The 23,907-nt window shown below is 73.4% G+C and carries 29 protein-coding genes; 16 read left to right on the top strand and 13 right to left on the bottom strand.

What is annotated here, in order from left to right; translation table 11 throughout:
* Positions 1-5: 5 nt before the first annotated feature.
* A complete protein-coding gene (locus ABT299_RS18485; RefSeq protein ID WP_500251506.1) occupies positions 6-1,568 on the bottom strand; it encodes a GMC oxidoreductase in 1,563 nt (520 codons plus the stop codon).
* Between the two features lie 160 nt (positions 1,569-1,728).
* On the opposite strand from ABT299_RS18485, the gene ABT299_RS18480 reads away from it, so the two are divergent.
* The gene (locus ABT299_RS18480; RefSeq protein WP_500251505.1) at positions 1,729-2,688 is read left to right on the top strand and encodes an aminoglycoside phosphotransferase family protein; all 960 of its coding nucleotides are present in this window, start codon (positions 1,729-1,731) and stop codon (positions 2,686-2,688) included.
* Positions 2,689-2,706: 18 nt separating this feature from the next.
* On the opposite strand, the gene ABT299_RS18475 is transcribed toward ABT299_RS18480, so the two are convergent.
* The gene (locus ABT299_RS18475) at positions 2,707-3,582 is read right to left on the bottom strand and encodes an SDR family NAD(P)-dependent oxidoreductase (protein ID WP_500251504.1); all 876 of its coding nucleotides are present in this window, start codon (positions 3,580-3,582) and stop codon (positions 2,707-2,709) included.
* Positions 3,583-3,673: 91 nt separating this feature from the next.
* Here ABT299_RS18475 and ABT299_RS18470 point away from each other — a divergent pair, with 91 nt between their 5' ends.
* Positions 3,674-4,264 (top strand): TetR family transcriptional regulator, encoded by a 591-nt coding sequence (locus tag ABT299_RS18470; RefSeq protein WP_500251503.1) that lies wholly within the window; start codon positions 3,674-3,676, stop codon positions 4,262-4,264.
* A gap of 12 nt (positions 4,265-4,276) precedes the next feature.
* On the opposite strand, the gene ABT299_RS18465 is transcribed toward ABT299_RS18470, so the two are convergent.
* Positions 4,277-4,723 (bottom strand): ATP-binding protein, encoded by a 447-nt coding sequence (locus ABT299_RS18465; RefSeq protein ID WP_500251502.1) that lies wholly within the window; start codon positions 4,721-4,723, stop codon positions 4,277-4,279.
* Between the two features lie 231 nt (positions 4,724-4,954).
* Here ABT299_RS18465 and ABT299_RS18460 point away from each other — a divergent pair, with 231 nt between their 5' ends.
* Genes ABT299_RS18460 through ABT299_RS18445 form a run of 4 tightly spaced genes read left to right on the top strand, consistent with a single transcriptional unit; the run spans position 4,955 to position 6,418 of the window.
* The gene (locus ABT299_RS18460; protein WP_387017859.1) at positions 4,955-5,809 is read left to right on the top strand and encodes a helix-turn-helix domain-containing protein; all 855 of its coding nucleotides are present in this window, start codon (positions 4,955-4,957) and stop codon (positions 5,807-5,809) included.
* Positions 5,806-6,012 carry a DUF397 domain-containing protein gene (locus tag ABT299_RS18455; RefSeq protein WP_387017862.1) on the top strand — a complete coding sequence of 69 codons (207 nt, stop codon included), beginning with the start codon at positions 5,806-5,808 and terminating at the stop codon, positions 6,010-6,012. The genes ABT299_RS18460 and ABT299_RS18455 overlap by 4 nt, the downstream gene beginning before the upstream one ends.
* A complete protein-coding gene (locus tag ABT299_RS18450) occupies positions 6,009-6,215 on the top strand; it encodes a DUF397 domain-containing protein (protein ID WP_500251501.1) in 207 nt (68 codons plus the stop codon). The genes ABT299_RS18455 and ABT299_RS18450 overlap by 4 nt, the downstream gene beginning before the upstream one ends.
* Positions 6,212-6,418 carry a DUF397 domain-containing protein gene (locus ABT299_RS18445; RefSeq protein WP_500251500.1) on the top strand — a complete coding sequence of 69 codons (207 nt, stop codon included), beginning with the start codon at positions 6,212-6,214 and terminating at the stop codon, positions 6,416-6,418. The genes ABT299_RS18450 and ABT299_RS18445 overlap by 4 nt, the downstream gene beginning before the upstream one ends.
* 35 nt (positions 6,419-6,453) lie before the next feature.
* Here ABT299_RS18445 and ABT299_RS18440 read toward each other — a convergent pair whose 3' ends face one another.
* Positions 6,454-7,527, bottom strand: a complete 1,074-nt coding sequence (locus ABT299_RS18440) for a LacI family DNA-binding transcriptional regulator (protein WP_190856340.1) — start codon at positions 7,525-7,527, stop codon at positions 6,454-6,456.
* Positions 7,528-7,564: 37 nt separating this feature from the next.
* Here ABT299_RS18440 and ABT299_RS18435 point away from each other — a divergent pair, with 37 nt between their 5' ends.
* Entirely contained in the window at positions 7,565-8,755 is a 1,191-nt protein-coding gene (locus tag ABT299_RS18435; RefSeq protein ID WP_500251499.1) for an MFS transporter, read from the top strand.
* 4 nt (positions 8,756-8,759) lie between these two features.
* Here the strand turns inward: ABT299_RS18435 and ABT299_RS18430 are convergent, their stop codons facing one another.
* Positions 8,760-9,353, bottom strand: a complete 594-nt coding sequence (locus ABT299_RS18430) for a TetR/AcrR family transcriptional regulator (RefSeq protein ID WP_387017875.1) — start codon at positions 9,351-9,353, stop codon at positions 8,760-8,762.
* A gap of 50 nt (positions 9,354-9,403) precedes the next feature.
* On the opposite strand from ABT299_RS18430, the gene ABT299_RS18425 reads away from it, so the two are divergent.
* The 3 genes from ABT299_RS18425 (at position 9,404) to ABT299_RS18415 (ending at position 11,616) form a co-directional block, all read left to right on the top strand.
* Positions 9,404-10,222, top strand: coding sequence for a class I SAM-dependent methyltransferase (locus ABT299_RS18425; RefSeq protein ID WP_500251498.1), 819 nt, complete (start codon positions 9,404-9,406; stop codon positions 10,220-10,222).
* Between the two features lie 69 nt (positions 10,223-10,291).
* A complete protein-coding gene (locus ABT299_RS18420; protein ID WP_190856344.1) occupies positions 10,292-10,846 on the top strand; it encodes a PadR family transcriptional regulator in 555 nt (184 codons plus the stop codon).
* Positions 10,846-11,616 carry an SGNH/GDSL hydrolase family protein gene (locus ABT299_RS18415; protein WP_500191956.1) on the top strand — a complete coding sequence of 257 codons (771 nt, stop codon included), beginning with the start codon at positions 10,846-10,848 and terminating at the stop codon, positions 11,614-11,616. The genes ABT299_RS18420 and ABT299_RS18415 overlap by 1 nt, the downstream gene beginning before the upstream one ends.
* 2 nt (positions 11,617-11,618) lie before the next feature.
* On the opposite strand, the gene ABT299_RS18410 is transcribed toward ABT299_RS18415, so the two are convergent.
* Together ABT299_RS18410 and ABT299_RS18405 are read right to left on the bottom strand one after the other, a co-directional pair.
* Positions 11,619-12,248, bottom strand: a complete 630-nt coding sequence (locus ABT299_RS18410) for a TetR/AcrR family transcriptional regulator (protein WP_500251497.1) — start codon at positions 12,246-12,248, stop codon at positions 11,619-11,621.
* Between the two features lie 74 nt (positions 12,249-12,322).
* Positions 12,323-12,778 (bottom strand): MarR family winged helix-turn-helix transcriptional regulator, encoded by a 456-nt coding sequence (locus tag ABT299_RS18405; RefSeq protein ID WP_190856347.1) that lies wholly within the window; start codon positions 12,776-12,778, stop codon positions 12,323-12,325.
* 83 nt (positions 12,779-12,861) lie between these two features.
* Here ABT299_RS18405 and ABT299_RS18400 point away from each other — a divergent pair, with 83 nt between their 5' ends.
* Positions 12,862-14,367 carry an MDR family MFS transporter gene (locus ABT299_RS18400; protein WP_500251496.1) on the top strand — a complete coding sequence of 502 codons (1,506 nt, stop codon included), beginning with the start codon at positions 12,862-12,864 and terminating at the stop codon, positions 14,365-14,367.
* Between the two features lie 32 nt (positions 14,368-14,399).
* Here the strand turns inward: ABT299_RS18400 and ABT299_RS18395 are convergent, their stop codons facing one another.
* The 3 genes from ABT299_RS18395 to ABT299_RS18385 form a co-directional block, all read right to left on the bottom strand.
* Positions 14,400-15,065 carry a response regulator transcription factor gene (locus ABT299_RS18395; RefSeq protein WP_190856349.1) on the bottom strand — a complete coding sequence of 222 codons (666 nt, stop codon included), beginning with the start codon at positions 15,063-15,065 and terminating at the stop codon, positions 14,400-14,402.
* A gap of 53 nt (positions 15,066-15,118) precedes the next feature.
* Entirely contained in the window at positions 15,119-15,544 is a 426-nt protein-coding gene (locus ABT299_RS18390; RefSeq protein WP_241755537.1) for a pyridoxamine 5'-phosphate oxidase family protein, read from the bottom strand.
* Between the two features lie 129 nt (positions 15,545-15,673).
* On the bottom strand, positions 15,674-16,882 hold the full coding sequence (locus tag ABT299_RS18385; protein WP_500251495.1) for a sensor histidine kinase: 1,209 nt from the start codon (positions 16,880-16,882) through the stop codon (positions 15,674-15,676).
* 207 nt (positions 16,883-17,089) lie between these two features.
* On the opposite strand from ABT299_RS18385, the gene ABT299_RS18380 reads away from it, so the two are divergent.
* Together ABT299_RS18380 and ABT299_RS18375 are read left to right on the top strand one after the other, a co-directional pair.
* Positions 17,090-18,277 (top strand): serine hydrolase domain-containing protein, encoded by a 1,188-nt coding sequence (locus tag ABT299_RS18380; RefSeq protein WP_500251494.1) that lies wholly within the window; start codon positions 17,090-17,092, stop codon positions 18,275-18,277.
* Positions 18,274-19,824 carry an alpha/beta hydrolase gene (locus tag ABT299_RS18375; protein WP_500251493.1) on the top strand — a complete coding sequence of 517 codons (1,551 nt, stop codon included), beginning with the start codon at positions 18,274-18,276 and terminating at the stop codon, positions 19,822-19,824. Before ABT299_RS18380 ends, ABT299_RS18375 begins: the two co-directional genes overlap by 4 nt.
* Here the strand turns inward: ABT299_RS18375 and ABT299_RS18370 are convergent.
* Positions 19,767-20,546 carry a DUF2249 domain-containing protein gene (locus ABT299_RS18370; RefSeq protein ID WP_500251492.1) on the bottom strand — a complete coding sequence of 260 codons (780 nt, stop codon included), beginning with the start codon at positions 20,544-20,546 and terminating at the stop codon, positions 19,767-19,769. The genes ABT299_RS18375 and ABT299_RS18370 overlap by 58 nt on opposite strands.
* Positions 20,547-20,614: 68 nt before the next feature.
* On the opposite strand from ABT299_RS18370, the gene fdxA reads away from it, so the two are divergent.
* The 3 genes from fdxA to ABT299_RS18355 are packed head-to-tail and all read left to right on the top strand — an operon-like array spanning position 20,615 to position 22,070.
* Complete coding sequence (gene fdxA, locus ABT299_RS18365) at positions 20,615-20,938, top strand: ferredoxin (protein WP_500251491.1); 324 nt, start codon at positions 20,615-20,617, stop codon at positions 20,936-20,938.
* Positions 20,939-20,943: 5 nt separating this feature from the next.
* Positions 20,944-21,582, top strand: a complete 639-nt coding sequence (locus ABT299_RS18360) for a helix-turn-helix transcriptional regulator (RefSeq protein ID WP_500251490.1) — start codon at positions 20,944-20,946, stop codon at positions 21,580-21,582.
* 53 nt (positions 21,583-21,635) lie between these two features.
* Complete coding sequence (locus ABT299_RS18355; protein ID WP_500251489.1) at positions 21,636-22,070, top strand: hypothetical protein; 435 nt, start codon at positions 21,636-21,638, stop codon at positions 22,068-22,070.
* Between the two features lie 32 nt (positions 22,071-22,102).
* On the opposite strand, the gene ABT299_RS18350 is transcribed toward ABT299_RS18355, so the two are convergent.
* Together ABT299_RS18350 and ABT299_RS18345 are read right to left on the bottom strand one after the other, a co-directional pair.
* Positions 22,103-22,432: a cupin domain-containing protein gene (locus ABT299_RS18350; protein WP_387017905.1), complete on the bottom strand. Its 330-nt coding sequence runs from the start codon at positions 22,430-22,432 to the stop codon at positions 22,103-22,105.
* Between the two features lie 78 nt (positions 22,433-22,510).
* A complete protein-coding gene (locus tag ABT299_RS18345; RefSeq protein ID WP_190856358.1) occupies positions 22,511-23,716 on the bottom strand; it encodes a L,D-transpeptidase in 1,206 nt (401 codons plus the stop codon).
* Positions 23,717-23,907 lie beyond the last annotated feature (191 nt).

Genomic DNA, 23,907 nt, shown 5'->3' with positions numbered 1-23,907 from the left:
CGGCGTCAGCCGGCCTTGGCGATGATGTCGGCGATGCCGCGCTCGGCCAGCGCGGCGATCGTGAACGACGGATTCGCGCCGCCGACGCTGCCCGGGACCATCGACCCGTCCAGCGCGTACAGGCCCTTGTAGCCCTTCACCCGCCCGTACAGGTCGGACGAGGTGCCGAGCACGCACCCGCCCAGCGGGTGCGCGGTCAGCGTCGCCGGCCACGTCACCGCGATCGGGATGGCGTCGGAGTTGGCGTGCATCACCTTGTTCACCCAGTCCGTCGCCGACTTCGCCGCCGCGTCCGCCTTGCCCGCCCAGTCCGAGAGCTCCACCGTCCTGCCGGCCTTGTCGTAGACGAAGCTCGCGCGGTTCTCCAGGTCGGCGGTCATCACCAGCGTCTGCACGATCGGCAGGCCCTGCGCCTCGATGAGCTGCCAGCTCTCCACCCGCATCGGCAGCTCGAACTCCCCGTCCACGAAGATCGTGGACGCGCTCGGCGCGCCCTGGCTCGGCCCCGCCGGGCCCGCGTAGCTGTACCCGGCGTACTGGTCGCCGTTGTCGCCGAACCCCGTCCCCACCGACGCGTCCAGGTCGGGCAGCGCGCCCGTCTCCCGCGCCGCGACGAGCAGCCGGTTGGTGTTGAGCGTCCCGGCGCACAGGAAGAGCATGTCGCAGGTGTACTCGACGGTGTCGAGGGTCCGGCCCGCGGTGTCGAGATGCCGGACGGCCAGCCGGTACCTGCCGTCCGTCCCGATCCCGATCGACGTCACCTCGCTCATCGTCTGGAACCGCACCTTCCCGGTGGCCTTCGCCGCCGGGATGTAGTTCACCGTCAGGCTGTTCTTGGCGCCGTCGCTGCACCCGAAGTCCGCTTCGCCCGCGATGGCGGACGGACGCACCGTGCCGGCCAGCTCCTTGCGCAGCACGTCCCAGTTGAACATCGACATCAGCCGCTCGGACGTGTACCCGGCCTTCGCGACGTGCTGGTCCCACACCCGCGAATGCGTGAACGGCGCCGACCCGTAGACGTCGTCCGGCATCACGCTCGGCTTCAGCACCGACTGCACCTTCGGGTACCACTTCGACGTCATCTCCTGATAGGTGATGTCCGCCGGGAACAGCTTCTCGAAGTACTTCCGCGGCGGCGCCACCGTCGCGCACGTGTACACCAGCGACCCGCCGCCGAGCCCCGCGCCGCACGCGATGTTCAGGTTCTTCTCGTTCGACACCTCCATGACGCCCGCGTACGGCGTCATCGGGAACGGCAGCACCATCGGCCAGTCCGCGTAATCGCGGAACCAGAACATCTTCTCGCTGTAGTTCAGCTGCGACCCGAACACCGCCTTCTGCGGGTCCGTCGTCCATTCCTGGCCGCGTTCCAGGACGAGCGTGTCCACGCCGGCCTGCCCGAGCCGGCACGCGCTGATCGACCCGCCGAACCCGGACCCGACCACGATCGCCTTGTAGTCCGTCCTCTCCGCGGCGGACGCCGGGCGCCCGAGCGCCCCGCCTAACGCGACGGCCAGCCCGCCTCCGGCGGACGCCTGCAGGAACGAACGGCGGCTGAGCGTGCTCATGGGACGACCTCCGGCCTCGGGGTGGTTGCCGGAAACTGTCGCCCACGCCCGACCGCCGCGGAATGAAGCTCGCCACCAACTTCCCGGCGGGTCGTTGTGAGCCGCCTGACAGAAACAAATCCCGTTGCGCTCGTCCGGGTGCCCTCGCCAGCATGCTCGGATGACACCACCACCCGCGACCGGCCGCCGCCTGCCCTGGGAGGCGGTCCCCGCCGCGCTGCGCGCGGACGTCGAGGAACGACTCGGCGGCGACGTGGTGGAGGCCGCGACGCAGCCCGGCGGGTTCTCCCCGGGCGTCGCCGCCCGCCTCCGCCTCGCCGGCGGCCGCCGCGCGTTCGTCAAGGCGGTCGGCCCGGCGCCGAACCCCGACAGCCCCGCCATCCACCGCGCCGAAGCGGCCATCGCCGCCGCCCTCCCGGACGACGCGCCCACACCCGCCTTCCTCGGCTCGTTCGACCGCGACGGCTGGGTCGTCCTGCTCTTCGAGGACGTCGACGGCGCCCCGCCCGCCCAGCCATGGGACCCCGGCGAGCTGGCCCGCGTCCTGGACGCCGTCGCCGACCTTTCCCGGAGCCTGACGCCCGCCCCCCTCCCCGCACCGCCGGCCGAGGAGCGCTTCGCGGACGAGTTCCAGGGCTGGCGGCACCTCCTCGCCGCCCACCGCCGGGGCGACGACGACCTGGCGGGCCTCGACCCGTGGGCGGCGCGGAACCTCGCGCGCCTCGCCGCCGCCGAGCCCGGCTGGCCGTCCGCCGTCTCCGGCACCACCCTCGCCCACGCCGACCTGCGCGCGGACAACCTCCTCCTCACCCCGGACCGCGTGGTCGTCGTCGACTGGCCGTGGGCGTGCCGGGCGGCGCCGTGGTTCGACCTGATGCTCTTCCTGCCCAGCGTCCGCATGCAGGGCGGCCCGCCCTGCGAGGACGTCTTCGCCGCCCACCCGGTCGCGCGCCGCGCCGACGGCGACGCGGTGACGACCGCCCTCGTCGCCTGGTCCGGCTTCCTCATCGGCAACGGCCGCCGCCCTGCGCCGCCCGGCCTGCCCACCCTCCGCGACTTCCAGACCGCCCAGGGCACCGCCGCTCTCGAATGGCTCAGAACACGCACGAACTGGCTTTGAGAGCGGTTCGGACGCCGTTCACGGCGAGATGCCGCTGTGCCGTTCGCACCGGTCCCACACGGCGTCGCACACGGATTCGTCCAGGACGCTCGCCGGCCAGGGCGTGCGCTCGGCCTTGGCGTTGACGTAGACGCCGGTGACGTTCCGCATCTCCGGACTGGTGGCCAGATGAACGGTGGAACGGGTGGGCTTGGCCAGATCGCTCATCAGCCGCGGCCCCAGGAAGCGCAGCAACGGCACCAGGGGCCGGTAGACGTAGGGGAACGCGGCGGCGGTCATGGCCCGGTTGCCCGGCGTGTAGGCGTGGCCGGGATAGGCGACGTTGACGGTGACGGCGTCGTTGGCGACCCGGGCCGCGAAACGGCGACTCATCGCCATCAGCGCGGTCTTGGCGTGGTTGTACTGGGAGAACGTCCAACCGAGGAAGCGCTTCTCCGCCTCGAGATTGGACGGGTCGACCGGTCCGCCGGGGATCCCGCCGGTCAGGTTGATGACGCGCGCGTCAGGGGCGTCGCGCAGGAGGGGCAGGAGCAGGCAGGTCAGCGCGTAGGGCGCGAGGACGTTCACGGCGAAGGTCGCCTCCACCCCGTCCTCGGTGAGGGTGCGCGGCGCGACCACGCCGCCGAGATTGTTGATGAGCACGTCCAGGCGGTCATGTCGTGCCCTCATCTCGTCCGCGAGCGCGCGCAGGCCGGCCAGGCGTGACAGATCCGCGGTCACACTGCTCACCCCCGCGCCGTCACCCCCGAGTTCCCGGGCGGCGGCTTCCGCGCGCACGCGATCGCGCCCGACCACGACGACCCGTGCGCCCATCGCCACGAGCGCCCGCGCGGTCTCCTTGCCGATCCCTCCCGTGCCGCCCGTGACCAGGACGGTCTTGCCGTGCATCGTCATCGCTCTCCCTCGCCGCCGCGGTCGAATGATTCGCATCGTATGTCACCGAGTGACAAGTATGGCGTTGCATGTCAGAAACTATCCTTGGTGCATGGACGACGCGGAACGGGCGGGGTTGCGGGAACGGACGAGGCGCGCGGTGCGGACCGAGCTGGCGGAGCTCGCGCTGCGCCTGTTCGTCGAACGCGGCTACGAGGAGACGACGGTCGACGACATCGCGATGGCCGCCGGACTCTCCAAGCGCAGCTTCTTCCGCTATTTCCCGTCCAAGGAGGACGTGGTCTTCGGCGACGTCGAGGACCTGGCCGACCGGGTCGCCGAGGCCGTCCGCGCGCGCCCGGCGGAAGAGCCGCCCTGGACGGTGCTCCGGGCCGTCCTGCGCGAGTGGGGAGAGCGCATCCAATCCGCGCAGAGGGATCCCGCGGTGCTGCGGCTGATCGAGTCCAGCCCGGCGCTGCGCGCGCGCCTGAACCAGCGGCGCGACGCGATGCGCGACCGGATCACCACCGCGCTGTGCGAGCGGCCCGGCCCCCGGCTCGACCCGTTCATTGCCGACCTGCTGACCGGCTGCGCCGCGGCGGCGCTGGACGCCGCGAACCGCGAATGGCTCCGCTGCGACGGGGCCGCCGACCGCACCGGCTTGATCGACCGGGCGTTCGACGCGATGGCCCCCGCGCTCTGACGGAAGCGCCGATCAGGTGAGCGGGCGCGGGCCGGCCGCCGCCGCGCGGTCCCCCGATCCCCGATCGGCCGGGAACTCGGCCCACACCGTCGTGCCGGGGCCGTCCGGGCGGTGGCCCCACGCCTTCGCGAGCGCGGCGACGATGTGCAGGCCGCGCCCGCTCTCACCGTCCGGCTCGCTCCGCACGACCGGCCGCGCGCCGCCCGCGCCGTCATCGGTCACCTCGGCGCGCAGGACCCCGCGTCCCGCCCACAGCGCGATCGTGATCTTCCCGCCCCTGCCGGACGCGGTGTGCCGGATGCCGTTGGCCGCCAGCTCGTCCACCACCAGCGCCATGTCCGCGAGCAATTCCGACCCGGGGGAGATGTGCCCGGGAACCAGCGTGTCCCGCAGAAAAAGCCGAGCATAAGGGACGGAACGGTCAACTCCCGGAAGTGTGAGCGCCCCCAGAAGCTCCATACCGTTCTCTGTGCTCGTCCATACATATCGAGCCTTGCCGGATGCCATCGTTCCCTTCCTCTCTTCTGCCTCCGCAAGGCTCGCTACCGCCCCTCCTGGTATCAACGCCTTCCCGCGAGGTGAGGGCCATCCGTCGTGGGCGCGTTCAAAAGCTGAAGTATCTAACTTCGAATGTTTCGAAACCGTGGCAACTCACTCCCGATCGAACGCGCAGCGTGACATGATGCTCACATGTCGTCAGAAGATCAATTGTCGTATCGTCGGCGAAAGATCGGTGGGGCGCTCCGCCGGTACCGGGACGAGCGCGGTCTGACGCAGGAAGCCGCGGCCCGGCTGGTCGAACGCTCCCCGGCCTCCCTCAGTGCCTACGAGAACGGCCACCGCGCCATCCGCCCCCGTGACCTCCGCCAAATCCTCGACCACTACGGCATCACAGATGAACGTGAGCGTGCACTCCTGCTCGACCTGGCCGCGCAGGGGCGCAAGCCTGGCTGGTGGCGCGACTTCGACGTTCCCAAGGGCCCCTTCATCGTCGACTTCGTGTCGCTCGAAGGGGATGCTTCGCGTATTCGCTCCTTCGAGAGCATGGCGATCCCGGGGCTCCTTCAGACCCCCGCCTACATCGCCGCCGTGTTCAGGGCGTACGACCCCCTTCGAAGCGAGCCCCATGGGAACAAGGCGGTCGAGTTTCGGCTGATGCGCCAGCGCATCCTCGAAAAGTCCTCGCTGCACGTCTCCTGGATCATTGCAGAAGCCGCGTTGCGAATGCTCGTCGGGAGCCCGAGCGTAATGAAAGAGCAGCTCACCAGATTGGTGGAGATCGCTGATCAGAGCCGCCATTCCCTGAGGGTGATGCCATTGTGCGCGGGAGCGCACCCTGGCATGGACGGGTCCTTCTCGATACTAGATGTCGGGTCGGAGGCCCCCGTGCAGGTCGTGGCAACCCACAGTCTCACGCGGAGTTGGCTCGTTGACGAGCCGTCGAAGATTGCGGAGTACGACAAAGTGCACGGAGAGTTGATGTCACGCTCCCTCTCGAAGATGGATTCCCGTAACCGCATCAAGGAGATAGCGTCTGAACTATGAGCGGACACTCCTCTGAGCGGGCGCGTTGGCGCAAGAGCAGCTACAGCACGCAGGACCCGGCTGAGTGCGTGGAGGTCAGGCGCGCGACACAAGGTGTCCTCACCAGGGACTCGAGCGACCCGTCCGGGCCGACGTTGAAGTTCGTGCCTGGGGAGTGGCGGGCTTTCCTTGCTGACGTCAAGCACGGGGTTCACGACAGATGAGTGGGCGAGAGACGCCTGCGGTGCGGTGGCGGACGAGCAGTTACAGCTCCGGCCAGGGAACTCAGTGCGTCGAGGTCGCCAGCCTTTCTCAGAGCGTCGGGGCGCGGGACTCGAAGGACCCAGCCGGGCACGTGCTGACATTCGGTCCGGGGGAGTGGCGGGCGTTCCTCGCTGATGTGAAGCGGGGTGCTCACGACCTATGAGCGGGCAGGAGACGTCCACAGCGCGGTGGCGTACCAGCAGTCATAGCTCCGGTCAGGGAACTGAGTGCGTCGAGGTCGGGGATATGGCGCGGCGGGTCGTGGCGCGGGACTCGAAGGATCCGTCAGGGCCTGTGCTGGCTTTCAGCACGGGCGAGTGGGCGGTGTTCCTCCGGGACGTCAAGCGTGGCCGGTACGACGCCTAGCGGACGTGGTCTGACCGCGAGGCGGTAGCGGTCCATCAAGAGGACGCCGCAGGCTCCTGGCCGGGGCGGGTGCTGGTCCGGCGGACGATGGACCACGACGCGGCCTCGGGGTCCGGTTCCTCACCCAGCGCGGCACGCGCGCAGGCGGCGCCCTGCTCGCGCAGCGATTGCGCGACGGTCGTCAACCCCAGCCGGGCCGCCACCGCCGCGTCGTCCCAGCCGGTCACCGCCACGTCGCCGGGGACGGTGCGGCCCGCGGCGCGGACGGCCTGCACGACCCCCGCCGCCTGCTGGTCGCTCATCGCGGCGATCGCGTCGGGCGGCTCGGGGGAGGCCAGCAGGGCCGCCGCGAGCCGTTCGGCTTCGGCTCCGTCATTGCGCGAGCACACCGCGACGGTCACGTCGCGCCAGCCGATACCGGCGTCCTCGGCCGCGCGCCGGTAGCCCTCCAGTCGCTCGCGCGTCACCGGGAACAGCACGTCCGCCGGATCGATGCCCGTGGAGACCATGCTGATCCGGTCCCGGGACAGCGGGAAGCTCACCACCGCCGGACGCTCGGCCCCCGCGAACGCGATCGCGCCCACCGCGCGGGCCGCCGCGCGGTCGTCGATGCCGACCAGCCCGATCCCGGGAACCGCCGGACCTCCGTGCACCACCGCCGGACGCTTCACGGCCTGGACGGCCGACAGGACCGGGTCGTCGTCGGAGGTGGTCCAGACGACGAACCCGTCAACGGCGGCCTCGGTGATCCGCCGGCCGTCGTCGGCGGCGCCCGTGATCGGCAGGATCGTCATGCCGTACCCGCGGTCGGCGCAGACGTCGGCGATCCCCGCCAGGAAGGACGCCGCCTCCGGGTCCTCGAAGGCGTAGCTCAGATGCTCGCCCATGACGACGCCGAGCGCTCGGGTGCTGCCGCGGCGCAGCGACCGGGCGCTCGGATCCGGACCGGCGTAACCGAGCCGCGCGGCGGCGTCGAGCACCTTCGACCGGGCCCGGTCCGACACGCGCTCCGGCCGGTTGTAGGCGTAGGAGGCGGTCATGACCGAAACGCCGGCCAGTTCGGCCACCTGCGCGAGCGTCACCCGCTTCGAACCCGCGGACGATTCCATGGCGACCAGCCTAGCGAGCCTGTGTATCGTTACACATATGTCGGATACGTCGGTTTGCCGGCCGCGCCGCCTGATCGCCGCGGCGATCGTGGCCTTCGCGGCGTTCGGCGCGTTCTGGGGAGCGTGGGGCGCCGCCGTGCCGCGGGTGCAGCGGCAGGCCGGGCTCGACGACGGCCGGCTCGGCTTCGCGCTGCTGTTCGTCGGCGCGGGCGCCCTCCCGTCGATGCTGCTCATGGGCAGGGCGCTCGATCGATGGGGGCCGAGGGTCGCGGGCGCGGCCATCGCCGCCCTCGGCTGCGCCGGCGCCGGGATGGTGCTGACCGCGGTGAACCTGGCGACCCTGTGCGCCGGGCTGACCGTCGTCGGTGCCACCAGCGGAGCGGCGGACGTGGCCATGAACGCGGTCGCGGGTCGCGCCGAGAGGACGGCCGGGCGTCCCGTCATCACCCGCGCTCACGGCGTCTTCTCGGGCCTCGTGGTCCTCGCGAGCCTCGCCACCGGGGCGGTCGCGTCGCTGCCGGTCGCGGTCCCGTTCGCGGCCGTGGCCGCCGTCTCCCTGGCGGCCGGCGCCGCTCTGGTCAGGGCCTTGGGCGACGGGAGCGCCGGTCAGGCGCGCGAGCACGCCGCGGAAGCCGATCCGGCGCCGCTCGGACGGGGCGGCCTCGTCCCGTTCGTGCTCATCGGGACGCTGGGCGCGCTCGGATTCGCCGCCGAGAACGCCCACGAGAGCTGGAGCGCGGTCTTCGCCCACGACGAACTCCACTCGGGCGCCGGGCTGAGCGCCGTCGCACCCGCCGTGTTCGCCGGAGCGGTCGCGATCACCCGGTTCGCCATCGGCGGGCTCGGAGCCGCCCACGCCCGCGCCGTCCTCCTCGGCGGCACGACGGCCGCCGCGGCCGGCACCGCCCTGATCGCGGCGGCGCCCACGCTGCTCGTCGCCGGGGCGGGGCTCGCGGTGGCCGCCGCCGGGACCGCGGTGCTGTTCCCGACCCTGCTCGGCATCGTCTCCCGCGACGTCGAGGAGTACCGCCGCGGTCGCGCGACGTCCGTCGTCTCGACCGTGTCCTACCTCGGATTCCTCCTCGGTCCGGTCTACGTCGGGCTGTGGGCCGACGCCGTGGGACTGCGCGGAGCGATGCTCGCGATCGCGGCCCTGGCCGCCGCCCTGCTCGTCCTCACCCCGGCGCTCCTGCGCGTCAGCGGCCTGGGCCACCGCGCGGCCCGTTGAGGGATCAACGGTCGCGGACCACCCCGGCGACGGTGGTGGCGACGACCTTGCGGACGGCCTCGGGGCTCGGGCGGGGGCCGGTCCGGTCGGCGAACGCGAGGTGCCCCGCCCCGACCAGCATCGGCGCGAGGGTGTCCACGTCGGCGTCGGCGGCGATGCGCCCGAGGTCGCGCTCGGCGGCGAGGTAGGACGCGATCATGGTGACCGCCTCGGTGGCCAGCGGGACCCCGGTCGGCCTCGTCGCGCGGAGCTTCGCGCGCAGCTCGTCCCGCGACGTGATGAGGGCGACGATCGCGACCGCGACCGTCTCGAACACCCCGGTCAGGGCCTCGGCGAGGTTGCCGACGACGGTCCCCGTCCCGGCCCGCTCGCACAGCTCGGCCTCCTGGGCCCGGACGCGGGCGACGCGGTCCTCGACGAGTTCGGCGAGGAAGGTGTCGAAGTCGCTGAAGTGCCGGTGCAGGACGCCCTTGGCGCATCCGGCCTCGGTGGTGACGGCGCGGCTGGTCAGGGCGTTCGGCCCGTCGCGGAGCAGGACGCGCTCGGCCGCGTCGAACAGTTGCTGCCGCGCGTCCCGCAGAGCCACCCCGGTCGGCACAGTGCATCCCTCCTTGACCAAGTGGGCGATCGCCCATTTATAGTGGGCGCATGACCACTCTACCGCCGGAGCCCCCGCGTCCCGCCCCCCACCAGTACCGCGAGGTGGCCGAGTCGTTCGGCGCCGACACCGAGCGCTACGACCGCACCCGCCCCCGCTACCCGGACGCGCTGATCGAGCGGATCGTCGCGGGGAGCCCCGGCCGCGACGTCCTCGACGTCGGCTGCGGCACCGGCATCGAGGCGCGGCAGCTCCGGGCGGCGGGGTGCCGGGTGCTCGGCGTGGAGCCCGACGCACGGATGGCCGCGTTCGCGCGGGGCACCGGCATCGAGGTCGAGGTGGCCACGATCGAGGACTGGGACCCGGCCGATCGGACGTTCGACGCGGTCGTCGCGGGAACCGCATGGCACTGGGTCGACCCGGTCGCGGGCGCCGCCAAGGCCGCCCGCGTGCTGCGCCCCGCCGGCCGCCTCGCCGTGTTCTGGCACGCCATGGAGCTCCCCGCGGAGATCGTCGACGCCTTCGTGGCGGTCTACCGGCGCGTCGCGCCCGATTCGCCGTTCAACATGCAGGCGGCCCGGCAGGGCCTGGACGGCTACGAGCCCCTCCTCGACAAGGCCGCCGGCGGCATCGCGGAGGTCGGCGGATTCTCCGCCCCCGAGCGGTGGCGGTTCGAGTGGGAGCACACCTACACGCGCGACGAGTGGCTGGACCAGATGCCCACCCAGGGCTCGCTCACCCGGCTCCCCGCCGACCACGTGGCGCAGGTGCTGGAGGAGGTCGGAGCCGCCATCGACGCGCTGGGCGGCGCCTTCACCATGCCCTACGCCACCGTCGCCGTCACCGCCACCCGCCGCCCGCCCGCGTGAGGGCGTGGTGATGATCACATCTGGTGGTAGTCAACAATTTGAGTAATCGCGCGGGGTTATCGTCGGGGCATGTCGTTGCGTCATGCGGTGATGGCCGCGCTGCTGGAGGGCGAGGCGTCGGGGTACGACCTGGCCAAGGGGTTCGACGCGTCGGTGGCCAACTTCTGGATGGCCACCCCGCAGCAGCTCTACCGGGAACTCGACCGGATGCGCGAGGACGGCCTGGTCCAGGCGCGGGTCGTGGAGCAGGAGCGGCGGCCGAACAAGCGGCTGTTCTCGCTGACCGAGGAGGGGCGGCGGGAGTTGCGGGAGTTCACCGCCGGTCCGCCCCGCCCCGGCGCGATCCGCGACGAGATGATGGTCATGGTGCAGGCCGTCGACGCCGGGGACGCCGAGGGCGTGCGCTCCGCCGTCGAGGAGCGGGTGGAGTGGGCGCGGGCGAAGATCGCCCGGTTCGAGCGGCTGCAGGCGCGGCTGCTGGGCGGCCGCACCGAGGAGGAGTTCCTCGCGCACGCCGAGCGCGTCGGGCCCTACCTGACGCTGATGCGCGGGCTGGCGTTCGAGCGCGAGAACGAGCGGTGGGGCGAATGGGCCCTGGCCGTGCTGAGGCAGCGGGTCGGCTGATGCGGTACCTCCGGTACGTCGCGGTGGGGGACAGCCAGACCGAGGGCCTCAACGACGGCGACGAGCTGACCGGGTACCGCGGATGGGCCGACCGGCTCGCCGAGCTGCTCGCGGCGCGGGACGCCGGTTTCCGCTACGCCAACCTCGCGGTGCGCGGGCGTCTCGCGGCCGGGGTGCGGGCGGAGCAGACCGAGGCGGCGCTCGCCCTGGAACCGGACCTGGTCACCGTCATGGCGGGGATGAACGACCTGGTCAGGCCCGGTTTCGACGCACGGGCCGTGGCCGCGGAACTGGAGGCGATGCTGTCGGCCTTCACCGGCGCCGGCGCGCGGGTGGTCACGTTCACCTTCCCCGACGTCGCGAAGATCGCGCCGCTGGTGCGGCACCTGCGGCCGCGGGTGGTCGACCTCAACGAGCGCATCCGGACGGCTGCCGGCCGGCACGGCGCCCTGGTGGTGGACACGTTCCCGCATCCCGTGACGACCGACCCGCGGCTGTGGAGCCCCGACCGCATCCACGCGAGCCCGCTCGGGCACGCGCGCATCGCCGCGGCGGCCGCCCACGCGCTGGGCCTGCCCGGCGGGCACGCGTCCTGGTCCGACGCGCTCCCGCCGCTGCCGCCCGTCCCGGCGTGGCGCCGGGCGGGCACGGAGGCCGCCTGGGCGGGCAGGTTCATGGGGCCGTGGGTCGTCCGGCGGCTGCGCGGACGCTCGTCGGGCGACGGCCGCAGCGCGAAACGGCCCCGGCTCGAACCGGTCGTCCTGCCCTGAGGTCAGCGGTCCGGGCCGTCGGGCAGCGTGAGCATCCGTTCGAGGAGCATGTGCAGGTGGGCGCGGAAACGCTCCAGCTCGTCCCGTGAGATGTTCCGGTAGGGGCCGTCGGCCTCCTCCTCTTCCCCCTCCGCGCGCGTGCCGAGCGCCCGCTGGCTGAGGAAACCGGAGATGACCCAGGGGATCGTCCAGATGGTGAGGTCGAGGTCGACGTCGCCGGGGACCGCCTCGCGCAGGGCCTTGACGATCCCGCCGAGCCGCGGCCGGACGTACTGCTCCTCCAGGTCGGCGGTGTCTGCGGCGTCGCCGGTCCGGCGGTGCAGCCACAGCCCCAGGTACTCGGGGTGCGCGGAGTAGAAGTCGAGGTACTCGTCCAGCAGCCGCTCGACGCCCTGCCGGGTCGGGGTGAAGCCGCCGGCGGCGCCGCCGACCGCCGCCTTCTCGGCGTCGGTGGCCCGGCGCATCACCTCCCGGTACAGCTCCGTCTTGCCGCCGGTCAGGCGGTCGACGGTGGCGGGGTCGACGCCCGCCGCGTCCGCGATCAGGCGCGGCGACGTGCCGTCGAACCCCAGCTCGGCGAACAGCCGGGTGGCGGCGTCGACGATCCGATCGAGGTCCGCGTCGGCGCTCATACTCCCGACATTAGTCACGAACGGTAGCGAACCGTTTCCGCGAGGGTCATGGATCGGCCAAATCGCCGTCGCGATCAGCCTTCGTAGCCGTCGACGAAGCGGGCGAGGAGGCGCGCGAACTCCGCGCGCTCGGTGTCGCTCCAGTCGCGCATGGCCTTGGCGAAGTGCTCCTGGCGGGTGCGGCGGGTCGCCTCGACGACGGACCGGCCCGCCGGGGTCAGCTCCAGGTGGATGCGGCGGCCGTCCTCCTGGGACGCGACGCGGCGGACGTACCCGGACTTGACGGCCTCGGCGACGATGCGGCTGCCGCGCGAGGCGTCGACGCCGAGGCGGGTGGCGACCAGGCCGACGCTCATCTCCTGGCCCGGCTCGTCGGGGCCCTCGTCCACGACGTCCACGACGTGCAGGACCTGCACGTCGACGGGCAGGTTGTGGTCCCGGATCGCCGCCCTGCCGAGCCGCTGCCGGGACATGCCGCGGCGCAGCTTGACCATGTTCCGCTCGACGGCGTCCAGTGCCTCGTCGGTCATGCCGCCCAGTCTAGTCCGGTTGCGTCCCTCATATTACTGTGCTTAGCATCTACATGCCTTAAGCATATGAATGAGGGGTGCACATGACGATCGTCCAAGACGCGCCGGTGGGCATGAGCCACCGGCACCGGGTCCTGGTGTTCGGCGGCCTGATGCTCGCCGGGCTGATGTCGTCCCTGGACGCGACGGTCCTCGGCACCGCGCTGCCGACGATCGTCGGCGACCTCGGCGGGCTGGACCGGCTCGCCTGGGTCTCCACCGCGTACGTGCTGGCCACGAGCGTCACCGTCCCGCTGTCCGGACGGCTCGGCGACCTGTTCGGCCGCCGCCCGGTCCTGCTCACCGGGCTGATCGGGTTCCTGGCGGGCTCGGCGGCGTGCGGGGCGGCGCCGTCGATGGACGCGCTGATCGCGTTCCGCGTCGTCCAGGGGGCGGGCGCCGGGTGCCTGATGAGCTCGATGTTCGCGCTGACGGGGGAGCTGTTCGAACCGCGCGAGCGGGCCCGCTACCAGGGCTACTCGGCACTGGTCTTCGCGGTGTCGAGCATCGCGGGACCGCTGGTCGGCGGCTTCCTCACCGACCACGCGTCCTGGCGGTGGGCGTTCTACGTCAACCTGCCGCTCGGGCTGGCCGCCACCGCGATCACCCTGGCGTTCCTGCGGCTGCCGAAACCGGACCGGCGGCCCCGGATCGACTACGCGGGCATCGCCCTGCTCGGCGCCGCCGTCACCTGCTTCACGCTCCTGACCAGCTGGGCCGGGACCCGGTACGCGTGGGACTCGGCGGAGGTCCTCGCGCTCGCCGCCGGGTCCGCGGTGCTGTTCGCCGCATGGGTGCTCGTGGAGCGCCGCGCCGCCGAGGCGATCATCCCGCCGCGGCTGTTCCGCGACCGGTCGTTCGCGGTGGCGTGCGCCGTCGCCGCGGTCGGCGGCGCGACCGGCTTCGGGCTCGCCACGTACCTGCCGATGTTCTTCCAGGTCGTCGGGGGAGTCGGCGCCACCGAGTCCGGGCTCCTGCTGCTGCCGATGATGACCGGCCTGCTGGCCGCCTCGATGGGCGCCGGCCGGTACATCGCGCGGACCGGCCGCTACCACCGGCTGCCCGCCGCCAGCATGGCGATCAGCGCCGTCGGCGTCGCCCTGCTCGCCACCATGGACGTGCGCACCGGCCTCGTCACCGCCGGGGTCTTCATGACCGTCCTCGGCTTCGGCGCGGGGCTGTCGCAGCAGGTCGTCATGCTGATCGCGCAGAACGCGGCGCCGAGGCGCGACCTCGGCGCCGCCAGCTCGGGCGTGTTCGCGTCCCGCATGCTCGGCACCGCCGCCGGGATGGCCGTGTTCGGCGGCATCGTCTCCAGCCGGTTCGCCGAGGAGATCGGACGCCGCGTCCCGGCCGGGAAGGTGCCCGCCTTCGGCGACGCCGTCCGGCCCGAGGTGCTCGGCACCCTCCCCGAGCCGGTCCGGCACGGCGTCGCCGAAGCCTTCGCGCAGGCGTTCTCCGACCTGTTCCTCACCGGCCTGCCGCTGCTGGCGGTCGGCCTGGCGGCGGCGCTGCTGCTGCGGAACGTCCCGCTCGGCTCCCGCGAGTGACTACTTCACCTCCCGCCGGACGAGCCGGACGGCTACGCGCCGAGATCGGCGTCGTTGACCAGCAGCGCGACCTGCACCCGGTTGTTCAGCTCCAGCTTGGTCAGCAGCCGCGACACGTACGCCTTCACCGTCGCGACGCTCAGCGACAGCTCCCGGCCGATCTCGCTGTTCGTCTTGCCCTGCCCGACCCGCACCGCGACCGCCCGCTCGCCCTCGCTGAGCCGCTCCAGCAGCGCGCGGGCGCGGGCCTTGCGCGGATCGGCGCCCGCCTCGGCGACGAACGACATCATCCGGCGCAGCACCGCCGGCGACAGCATCGGCTCCCCGGCCGCGACCTGCCGGATCGCCTGGATGATCTCCGGCGGCGGGGTGTGCTTCAGCAGGAACCCGCTCGCGCCCGCGCGCATCGCGCGCAGGATGTGGTCGTCGGTGTCGAACGTCGTCAGCAGGATGATCTCCGGCGGGTCGCGCCGCGACCGGAGCAGCTCGGTGGCGGCCAGCCCGTCCAGCCGCGGCATCCGGATGTCCATCAGCACCACGTCCGGGCGGTGCTCGTTCACCGCGGGCACCGCCTCCGCGCCGTCCGCGACGCCCCCGACGACCTCCAGGTCCCCGGCGCCCGCGAGCATCATCGACAGCCCCGACCGGACGAGCGCGTCGTCGTCCACGATCAGCACACGGATGGGAGGTGAGTCCATCTCCCAACCCTATGGGCGCCGGGGCGAGCCGGCGGCCGCACCGACAGCCGCGCTTACGGCCGCCGGAGCCGCCGGCCGCTGATCTCCATCCCCGCCAGGCTGAACCACGCCTCGCGCTCGCCGCCGGGCCACGGGTCGACCCGGACGGCGCGCTCCTTCTCCTCGTCGTCGAGGGGCCGGGCGCCGCCGCGCACCAGCACGCTCCACCCCTCGTGCGTGCTGTCCTGGAACGCGTCGACCTCGAAGGCGGCCCGCACCTTCCCGCCCGGCACGGCGGTCATCAGGCTCCGGCTCAGCCGGCCCTGCAACGAGGTGCGGAACAGCACCGATTCGCCGTCGACGGCGTAGTTCACCGGGACCACCGCGGGCCCTTCGCCGTCCTCGAACGCGATCCGGCCGATGCCGCCGGGTGCGATGAGGCGCAGGCACTCCTCGCGGTCGAGTTCCTCAAGGACGGGTTGTGCGGAGTCAGATGCCATGTTCACGGCCATGCCCGCAACTCGCGGCGGCCATGCGTCCGACCTGCACGGACGTGCCCGGGACGTGCCCTGCGCGGCCCGGGACGCGCCCGGGACGGGCGCATCCCGGGCGCGGAGGCGGGCGGCGGTTCAGCCGGGGAGCGGGAGGCGGGCGCGCAGCCGGAACCGGCCGTCCCCGGTCCGGCCGTGCTCCAGCGTGCCGCCGAGCAGCGCGACCCGCTCGCCGAGCCCCACCAGCCCGGCGCCGGCGCCCGGCATCGCGCCGGCGGGCGGCGGCCCCGGCGGGATCGGGTTCACGACCTCGATGGTCAGCGCCGTCCCGCCGGGCGCGTCGAGCGTCACCCGGACCCGCGCCCCCGGCGCGTGCTTGCGGGCGTTGGTCAGCCCCTCCTGGACGATCCGGTAGGCGTGCCGCCCGACCCGGATGGGGACCCCCGCCGGATCGGGCACCCGGTCGTCCAGGACCACCTCGCCCCCGGCGGCCGACGACTCCCGCACCAGCTCCGGGACGTCGGCGAGCGCGGGCTGCGGCCGGTCGGCCTCCGCGCCGCCGGGATCGCCGCGCAGCACCCCGATCACCTCGCGCAGGTCCTCCATGGCCTCGTAGGCGCTCTGCCGGATGACCCCGGCGGCGGCGCGCTGGTCGGCGGGCGCGTCCGGGCGGAACTCCAGCGCCCCCGCGTGCACCGCCAGCAGCGAGATGCGGTGCGCGAGGACGTCGTGCATCTCCCGCGCGATCCGCTCGCGCTCCAGCAGCCGCGCCTCCTCCACCCGCAGCCGCTGCCCCTCCTCGGCGGCGCGGGCCCGCTCCTCCATCGAGGCGATGAGCTGCCGCCGCGACCGCACCAGCATCCCCGTCGTGATCAGCACGGCGTAGATCAGGCCGAAGATGACGATGCCCTGGCGGAACTGGTCCCAGGGCGAGGTGATCCAGAACAGCACGGCGATCAGCGACAGGTTCGCGGCGGCGATCGGCAGGACCGTCCGCCAGGGGCGCAGCATCGCCAGCGAGTACATGGCGGCGGCGGCCGTGCCCAGCGTCGAGGTGGCCGTCCACTGCGCGAACATCATCGTCACCGCGACGGCCACCGGGAAGCGCCGCCGGAACAGCAGCAGGAACACCAGGGAGGCCGCGCCGACCGACAGGTCCAGCGGCACCACGATCCGCTGGCCGGGCGTCGGGTCGTCCAGCGTCCCCTGGAGCAGCAGCAGGCCCAGCGCCGCCGCCCCGGCGGTGACGCCGAGGTCGCCGAGCCAGTCCCGCCACGGGCGCCGCAGGTCGAGCGGGCCGGCGAGGCGGGACGGGCCGGTCGCGGGGGAGGGGCCGGCGGGATCCATGCCGCCAACGCTAGCGAGCCCGCTGCGGCCCCGGAGCGGTCCAGGGTCGGCGCGGGCATCGACTTTGGTCGACGGCCCCGCCGGTCAGCGGCGGCGCGGGGCCCGGATGTGGGGCTGTCCCCACCATGGCCGTGCCGCCTGCCCGACCGCGAACCGGGGTGATCGCGTCACTGTGCGGGAGCCCGCGCGCGCCTAGCGTCGAAGGACATGAGGACACCAGAACCGAGGCGCCGGCGGGCCGTCCGCCGGGCGGCGGTGGCGGCCGCCGCCGGCGCCGCCATCGCCGGGGCCGCGGCCTTCCCGGCGCCCGCGCACGCCCTCACCCCGCCCGGATGCGGCGACCACACCGACACGTCCCGCGCCCTGCACCGCATCACCGGCGTCGACGGGCTCACCGGAGCGACCGTGCGGATCGACGACCCACGCTGCGGGACGTGGACGGAAGCGAGCGGGGTGGCCGACCGCCGGACGGGGCGGCCGATGCCCGCGGACCCGCGCGTGCGCGTCGGCAGCATCACCAAGACGTTCACCGCCGTCACCGTCCTGCAACTGGCCGCCCAGGGCCGCGTCTCGCTGGACGCGCCGGTCGCCCGCTACCTGCCCGGGCTGATCGACGCGAACGGCCACGACGGGCGGGACATCACCGTCCGGAGCCTGCTGCGGCACACCAGCGGCCTGCCCGACCACATGGACTCCTTCCAGAGCACGGACGAGTTCCGCTTCCGGCACTTCGAGCCCGAGGAACTCGTGCGCCGGGCGCTGCGGCTCCCCGACCCCGGCAGGGGCTGGCACTACTCCACGACCAACTACGTCGTCGCGGGACTGATCGTGGAGAAGATCACCGGGCACCGCCTGGAGGACGAGACCGAGCGGCGGATCATCCGGCCGCTCGGCCTGCGCGGCACGTACTGGCCCGGCGACGAGACCCGGATCAGGGGCCCGCACCCGCGCGGCTACGTCCGCGTCGAGCGGGACGGGACGGTCCGCCGCGCCGACAGCACCGAGATGAACACGACCGTCGCCTGGGCCGGCGGCGCGCTGATCTCCACCCCGCGCGACGTGAACGCGTTCTACGGCGCGCTGCTCGGCGGACGGCTCCTGCCCGCGGGGATGCTCGCCGAGATGGAGCGGACCGTCCCCACCGACCCCGACCGCACCTGGCCGGGCGCCGCCTACGGGCTGGGGCTGATCGGGACGCCGCTGCGCTGCGGCGGCACCTGGTGGGGCCATGCCGGCGACATCGACGGGTTCACCACCCTCGCGGGCGTCGCGCCCGGTGGCCGGCGCGTCTCGATCGCCTTCAACGAGAACCCCGCCACGCAGGCCGCCTTCGACGACGAACTGGACCTCGTCCAGACCGGCCTGTGCGACCACCCCGGAACGGAGACGTCATGACCACGAGCAGGACCCTTGCCACGGCCGCGGCGGGACTGGCGGCGGCCACCGTCGCGGCGTCCTTTCCGGCGATGGCGAGTGCCGCTCCGTCCACGGCCGCGGCCGCTGACGGCGGGCTCGGCCGGTACTACTCCCAGCACCTCGCCTGGAAGGCGTGCACGCTCGGCCCGGACGACGAGGTGGGGCGGAGCCTGGACGAGGCGGGCGCCCGCTGTGCGGACGTGACCGTCCCGCTCGACTACGCCCGCCCGGACGGCCGCACCATCACGATCGCCATCTCCCGGCTCGCCGCGTCCGACCGGGCGCACCGGATCGGCACCATGCTGATCAACGGCGGCGGCCCCGGCCCGTCCATCGACATGCCGCCCTACATCCGCGACCTCATGGGCAAGGCCGGCCCGCGCTACGACCTGATCGGCATGGACCCGCGCTCGCTCGGCCGCAGCGCCCCCGTCGACTGCCACTGGCCCAGCGCCACCTGGGTCAGGTCGGCGGGGGAGACCCGCCGCTCGTTCCGCCGCTCGGTCGCGTTCGCCGAGGAGCTGGCGGCCCGCTGCGCGAAGACGGACGGCGCGGAGCTGCCGTACATCAGCACCCGGAACATCGCGCGGGACATGGACGTCGTGCGCGGTGCGCTCGACGAGCGGAAGATCTCCTACAACGGCGCCTCCTACGGCACCTACCTCGGCTCGGTGTACGCGACCATGTTCCCCGGCCGCCTCGACCGGACGGTCCTCGACAGTTCCGTGGACCCGCGCCGCTGGGGCCCGGGCCTGCTCGCCGGGACCGAGGGCGCCAACGACCGCGCGCTCGCCCATTGGGCCGGCTGGACGGCGAAGCGGAACGCGACCTACGGCCTCGGCGCCACGTCCGCCGAGGTCCTGGCGACCGTCCAGGACGTCGTGCGGGCGTCCGCCCGCGAGCCCCTGCAGGTGGGCCGCTATCGCGTCGACGACACCGCCTTGGCGTTCGTGCCGTTCGACCTCCTCGGCACCGACGAGGACTCCCAGCGGGCCGCCCTCGCGGACGCCATCCGCGTGTTCAAGAAGGCCACGGCCGGGCCCGTCGAACCGACCAAGGACCTGGACGAGGAACTGGCGTTCCTGCTCACCGGCGCCGAATCCCGCTACGGCAGCGGCCAGAGCGCGATCATCTGCGGGGACGCCGCGACCTCCCGCGACCCCGAGACGTACTGGCGGGCCGTGCAGAGCCACCGGAAACAGTCCCCGGTCTTCGGGCCGCTCGCCTACGGCGTCAACCCGTGCGCCTTCTGGCCCGTCCGGCCCCGGGAGCGGCTCACCGAGGTCGGCGGGCCGCTGCCCGCCCTGATGGTCGCGGCGACCGGCGACACCCGGACGGTCCATCCCGGCAGCCTCGCCCTGCACCGGCTGCTCCCCGGCTCACGCATGATCACGCTCAAGGGCGCCGACGTCCACGCCCCCTACCAGCGCGGATACAAGAACGACTGCGTGACCGGCCAGGTGAACGACTACCTGCTCACCGGGCGGCTGCCCGCGCGCGACCGCACCTGCGCCCCGCAGAACTGACGCGCGGGCGACCCGGGCCGACGCGGGCTCAGGCGGCGGGCCGGCCCGATGCGCACCCGGCACAGCTCCGGTCCAGAGTCGACGTAGTCCCAGGTGAACGCGGACGGGTGCGCCAGCTCGAACTCGCGCCGCAGGTGCTTGGGGTCGTGGTTGTTGACCAGCGTGAACGACTCGCCGGGCGCGAGCCGCGCGAAGCGGGCGAAGATCCGGGGGTGCCGCTGCCCGCGCGGGATCTCCCGGACGTCGATCTCGTCCGGCCGCTCCAGCCGCCCGCCGTCGAGCAGCGTGTGCAGGTCGGCGGTCAGCAGGCCGACGTCGGCGCCGGGCAACGCCGCGAGCGCCGGCAGCAGAACCGTCTCCTCCACGGTGAAGTGCACGGCGAGGACGGCCGCGAGGTCGCGGGCGGCGGGCACCGGGTCGGCGGCGGTGGGGACCGCGCCCGCCAGCGCCTCGATCTCGGCGACGGCGGCGCGCAGCGCTCTGACGAGCAGCCGCGTCTCCGGCGCGCCGGACGCGGGCGCGTAGAGGGCCTCGTCGACGGCGGCGAGGTGGCGGCGCAGCTCGCCGTCCAGGAACCCGGCCAGGACCGCGTGGTCCCGGCCGTGGCCGTGCCCGGCGAGGGCGGCGAGCCGGTCGAGCAGCCGCCGGTGGACGCCCCGCACCTCGGAGGCGGCGCGGACGGCCGGGTCGGTCTCGGTGGCCTGGATGAACACGTCGGACATGGGTGCCCCTCTCTGTTGCCACAATTATTACATGTATTATTTGTAAAAACCGTGGAGGGGGCAACGCCGTGACCTACGTGATCGCCGAGCCGTGCGTGGACGTGAAGGACCGGGCCTGCGTCGACGAATGCCCGGTCGACTGCATCTACGAGGGCGCCCGCTCGCTCTACATCCATCCGGACGAGTGCGTCGACTGCGGCGCCTGCGAACCGGTCTGCCCCGTCGAGGCGATCTACTACGAGGACGACGTCCCGGACCGGTGGACGGCCTACACGGCGGCCAACGGCGAGTTCTTCGACGACCTCGGCTCGCCCGGCGGCGCGTCCAAGCTCGGCGCGCTCGACCGCGACCACCCCCTGATCGCAGCGCTGCCGCGACCGGGGGAAGGATGAGGGCCATGCCTCCCGAACGGTACCGCCGCCGCGAGATCCTGGACGCGCTGCGCGCCGCCGGCGCCCCGCTCGGCGTCGCCGACCTCGCCGGACGGCTCGGCGTCCACCCCAACACCGCGCGGTTCCACCTGGACGCCCTGGTGGCGGACGGCGCGGCCGAGCGGACCCTCGACCGGCCGTCCGGCCCCGGCCGGCCCCGCACCGTCTACACGGCCCGCCCCGGCATGGACCGCGGCGGCTCGCGCGGCTACCGGCTGCTGGCGCAGATCCTGCTCAGCCGGCTCTCAGGCGCCGGACCCGGCGGGCGCCGGGAGGCCGAGCGCGCCGGCCGCGAGTGGGGCCGGTTCCTGGTCGACCGGCCGCCGCCGTTCGCCCGGACGAGCGCCGGCGACGCGACCGAGCGGCTCACCGCGCTGCTCGCCGACCTCGGCTTCGCGCCCGACCCCGACCCCGCCGGCGAGGTCGTCCGGCTGCGGCACTGCCCTTTCCTGGAACTGGCCGAGGAGTACGGGCCGCTGGTCTGCGACGTCCACCTCGGCCTCATGCGAGGCGCGCTGGCCGAGCTGGACGCGCCGGTCGAGGCCGAAGCGCTCGAACCGTTCGCCGAGCCCGCCGCCTGCCTCGCCCGCATCCGGCGCACCTGACCGCCCGCCGCCCCGCCGCCCGAACCCCGACGATCCGAAAGGCTCCGACGACCATGAACGCGACCGCGGCCGCCACGGCAGGCGCCCTGACCTTCCTCTGGCTCGGGATGGTGCTCGGAATCTCGTTCCTCGAGGCGCCGCTGAAGTTCCGCGCGCCGGGCGTGACCATCCCGATCGGCCTGGGCATCGGCCGGATCGTCTTCCGCGCCCTCAACCTCGCCGAGACCGTGCTGGCCGTCGCGGTGGTCGCCGCGGTCGCGGCCGGCGGCCCGCCGGTCGCCGTCACCGTGCTCGCCGCCGTCCTGGTGGTGCTGCTCGCCGTGCAGCTCGGCGTCGTCCGGCCGCGCCTGAACAAGCGGTCCGACCGGGTGCTCGCCGGCGAGGACGACCGGCCCCGCTCCCGGGGGCACCTGTACTACGTGGCCCTGGAGGGCGTGAAGGTCGCCCTGCTGGTCGCCCTCGGCATCACCGTCCTCGCGGCGGGCTGACCCGCCCGCCGCCCGGCCGGCGGCGTGAGCCGTCAGCGCTTCGCGACGGTCAGCAGCACCGCGGCGTCCTCCAGCGCCTCCAGCGCGTGCCTCGCCGGCGGGATGATCAGCATGTCGCCGGACATGCCGTCCCACGCGTCGTCGCCGCTCGTCAGCCGCACCCGCCCGTGCAGGACGAGCAGCGTCGCCTCCCCGGGGCTCTCGTGCTCGGTCAGCGCCGTGCCGGAGGTCAGGGCGATCAAGGTCTGCCGCAGGGCGTGCTCGTGGCCGCCGTAGACGGTCTCGGCGCTGCGTCCCGTGCCCGCCGCGGCGGCCCGCTTGAGGTGGTCCCTTACCTGCGCGTCCAGCGAGAGCTTCTGCATGGCACCAGTCTGCCAGCGCCCTGCGGGGACGCTCGGGAGGGACCCGGACGCGGCGCCCGGTGACGGCGTGGCCCGGTGTCAGTTCAGCGGGGCGCCGGTCACCGGCGCGCCGAGCGCGCTGCCCTTCAGCCACTCGTCCCACGACTTCACCCACGGCGTCGGCCCGTTCCCGAACTGGAGCTGCCGCGACGTCCCCGTCACCTTGACGATGTCGCCCCGGTTGGTGAAGTTGTAGAACCACTTCGCGTCCGCGGGGGAGGCGTTCACGCAGCCGTGGCTGACGTCGGAGACGCCCTGCGAGCCCGTCGACCACGGCGCCGCGTGCACGAACGTCCCGCTGTAGGTCAGCCGCACGTTCCAGCTCGTCGGGATCCGGTACTCGCCGGGGTCGCCGGTCGTCGCCGAGTCCATGATGATGTGCGCCGCCTTCTCCTGCGCGATCATCGTGCCGCTGTAGCTGTCGTGGCCCGGCTTGCCGAGGCTGACCTTCATCGTCCGCACCACCCGGCCGTTCTCGGTGACCTTGGCGCGGTGCGTGCCGTCGCTGACCGTGGTGATGTGCTTCGGGCCGACGGTGAAGGCCAGCGTCCGGTCCTTCATGCCGTAGAGGCCCTCGCCCGCCTTCAGCCCGGCGAGGTGCGCGATGACCTTCACCTTCTCGCCGGACGGCCAGTAGTCGCGGGGCCGGAAGTCGACCTCCTTGTCGCTGATCCAGTACCAGGCGCCCTGCACGGGCGTGGACATCCGGACCTCCAGCGCCTTCTCCACCGCCTGCTTGCCGGCCTTGGTGCTCACCGGCCTGGACAGCAGCAGTTGCACCGGCATCCCCACCCCGACGGTCTCGCCGTCCAGCGGCGACATGCCGGTCTCCAGCTTCTTGGCGGGCGTCAGGGTGGTGAAGGTCGAGGTGACGGTGACGGGCTTGCCGCCGTCGGCGGAGCCCTGCGCGGTCACGGTGTACGTGGTGGACGGCCGCAGCGTCCACGACGACCGCCACGACTTGCCGTCCGGCGCCAGCGTGCCCGCGGCCTTCTCGTTCTTGCCGTACGTGAGGGTGACGCTCGTGAGCTTGCCCTTGTCGGCCTTCACCAGCACGGGCTGGTCGGGCGCCACCTGCTTGGCGCCGGTCGCCGGGGTGATGGCGAGCTTCGCGGCGTCCTCGGCCTTGCCGCCGCCCGCGCCGCCGCCCTTGTCGCCTCCTCCGCCGGAGGAGCATCCGGCGACGGAGATGGCCAAAGCCCCGATGATCGCCGCACCCGCCGTCCCGGTCCGACCCTTGCGCATCACCGAACTCCTCATGCTCGACACGCGGAACCTCATGGTCAGGTTATGCGCCCTTAGCGGCGCGGCATGCCGATGCGAGGGAACGTCCCGCCTTTCTCACAGGTGGGCAATGGTCCCGCCAAGTCACGAAGGCGCGTGGGCCGGGGCCGTGACCCCCCCCCGGCGCCGCCCCGGCCGGGTGAAAGGCACAA

This window comes from Spirillospora sp. NPDC000708, assembly GCF_040299565.1.
In the GTDB taxonomy this organism is placed as follows: domain Bacteria; phylum Actinomycetota; class Actinomycetes; order Streptosporangiales; family Streptosporangiaceae; genus Spirillospora.
This window is presented reverse-complemented; position numbering and strand designations above follow the sequence as displayed.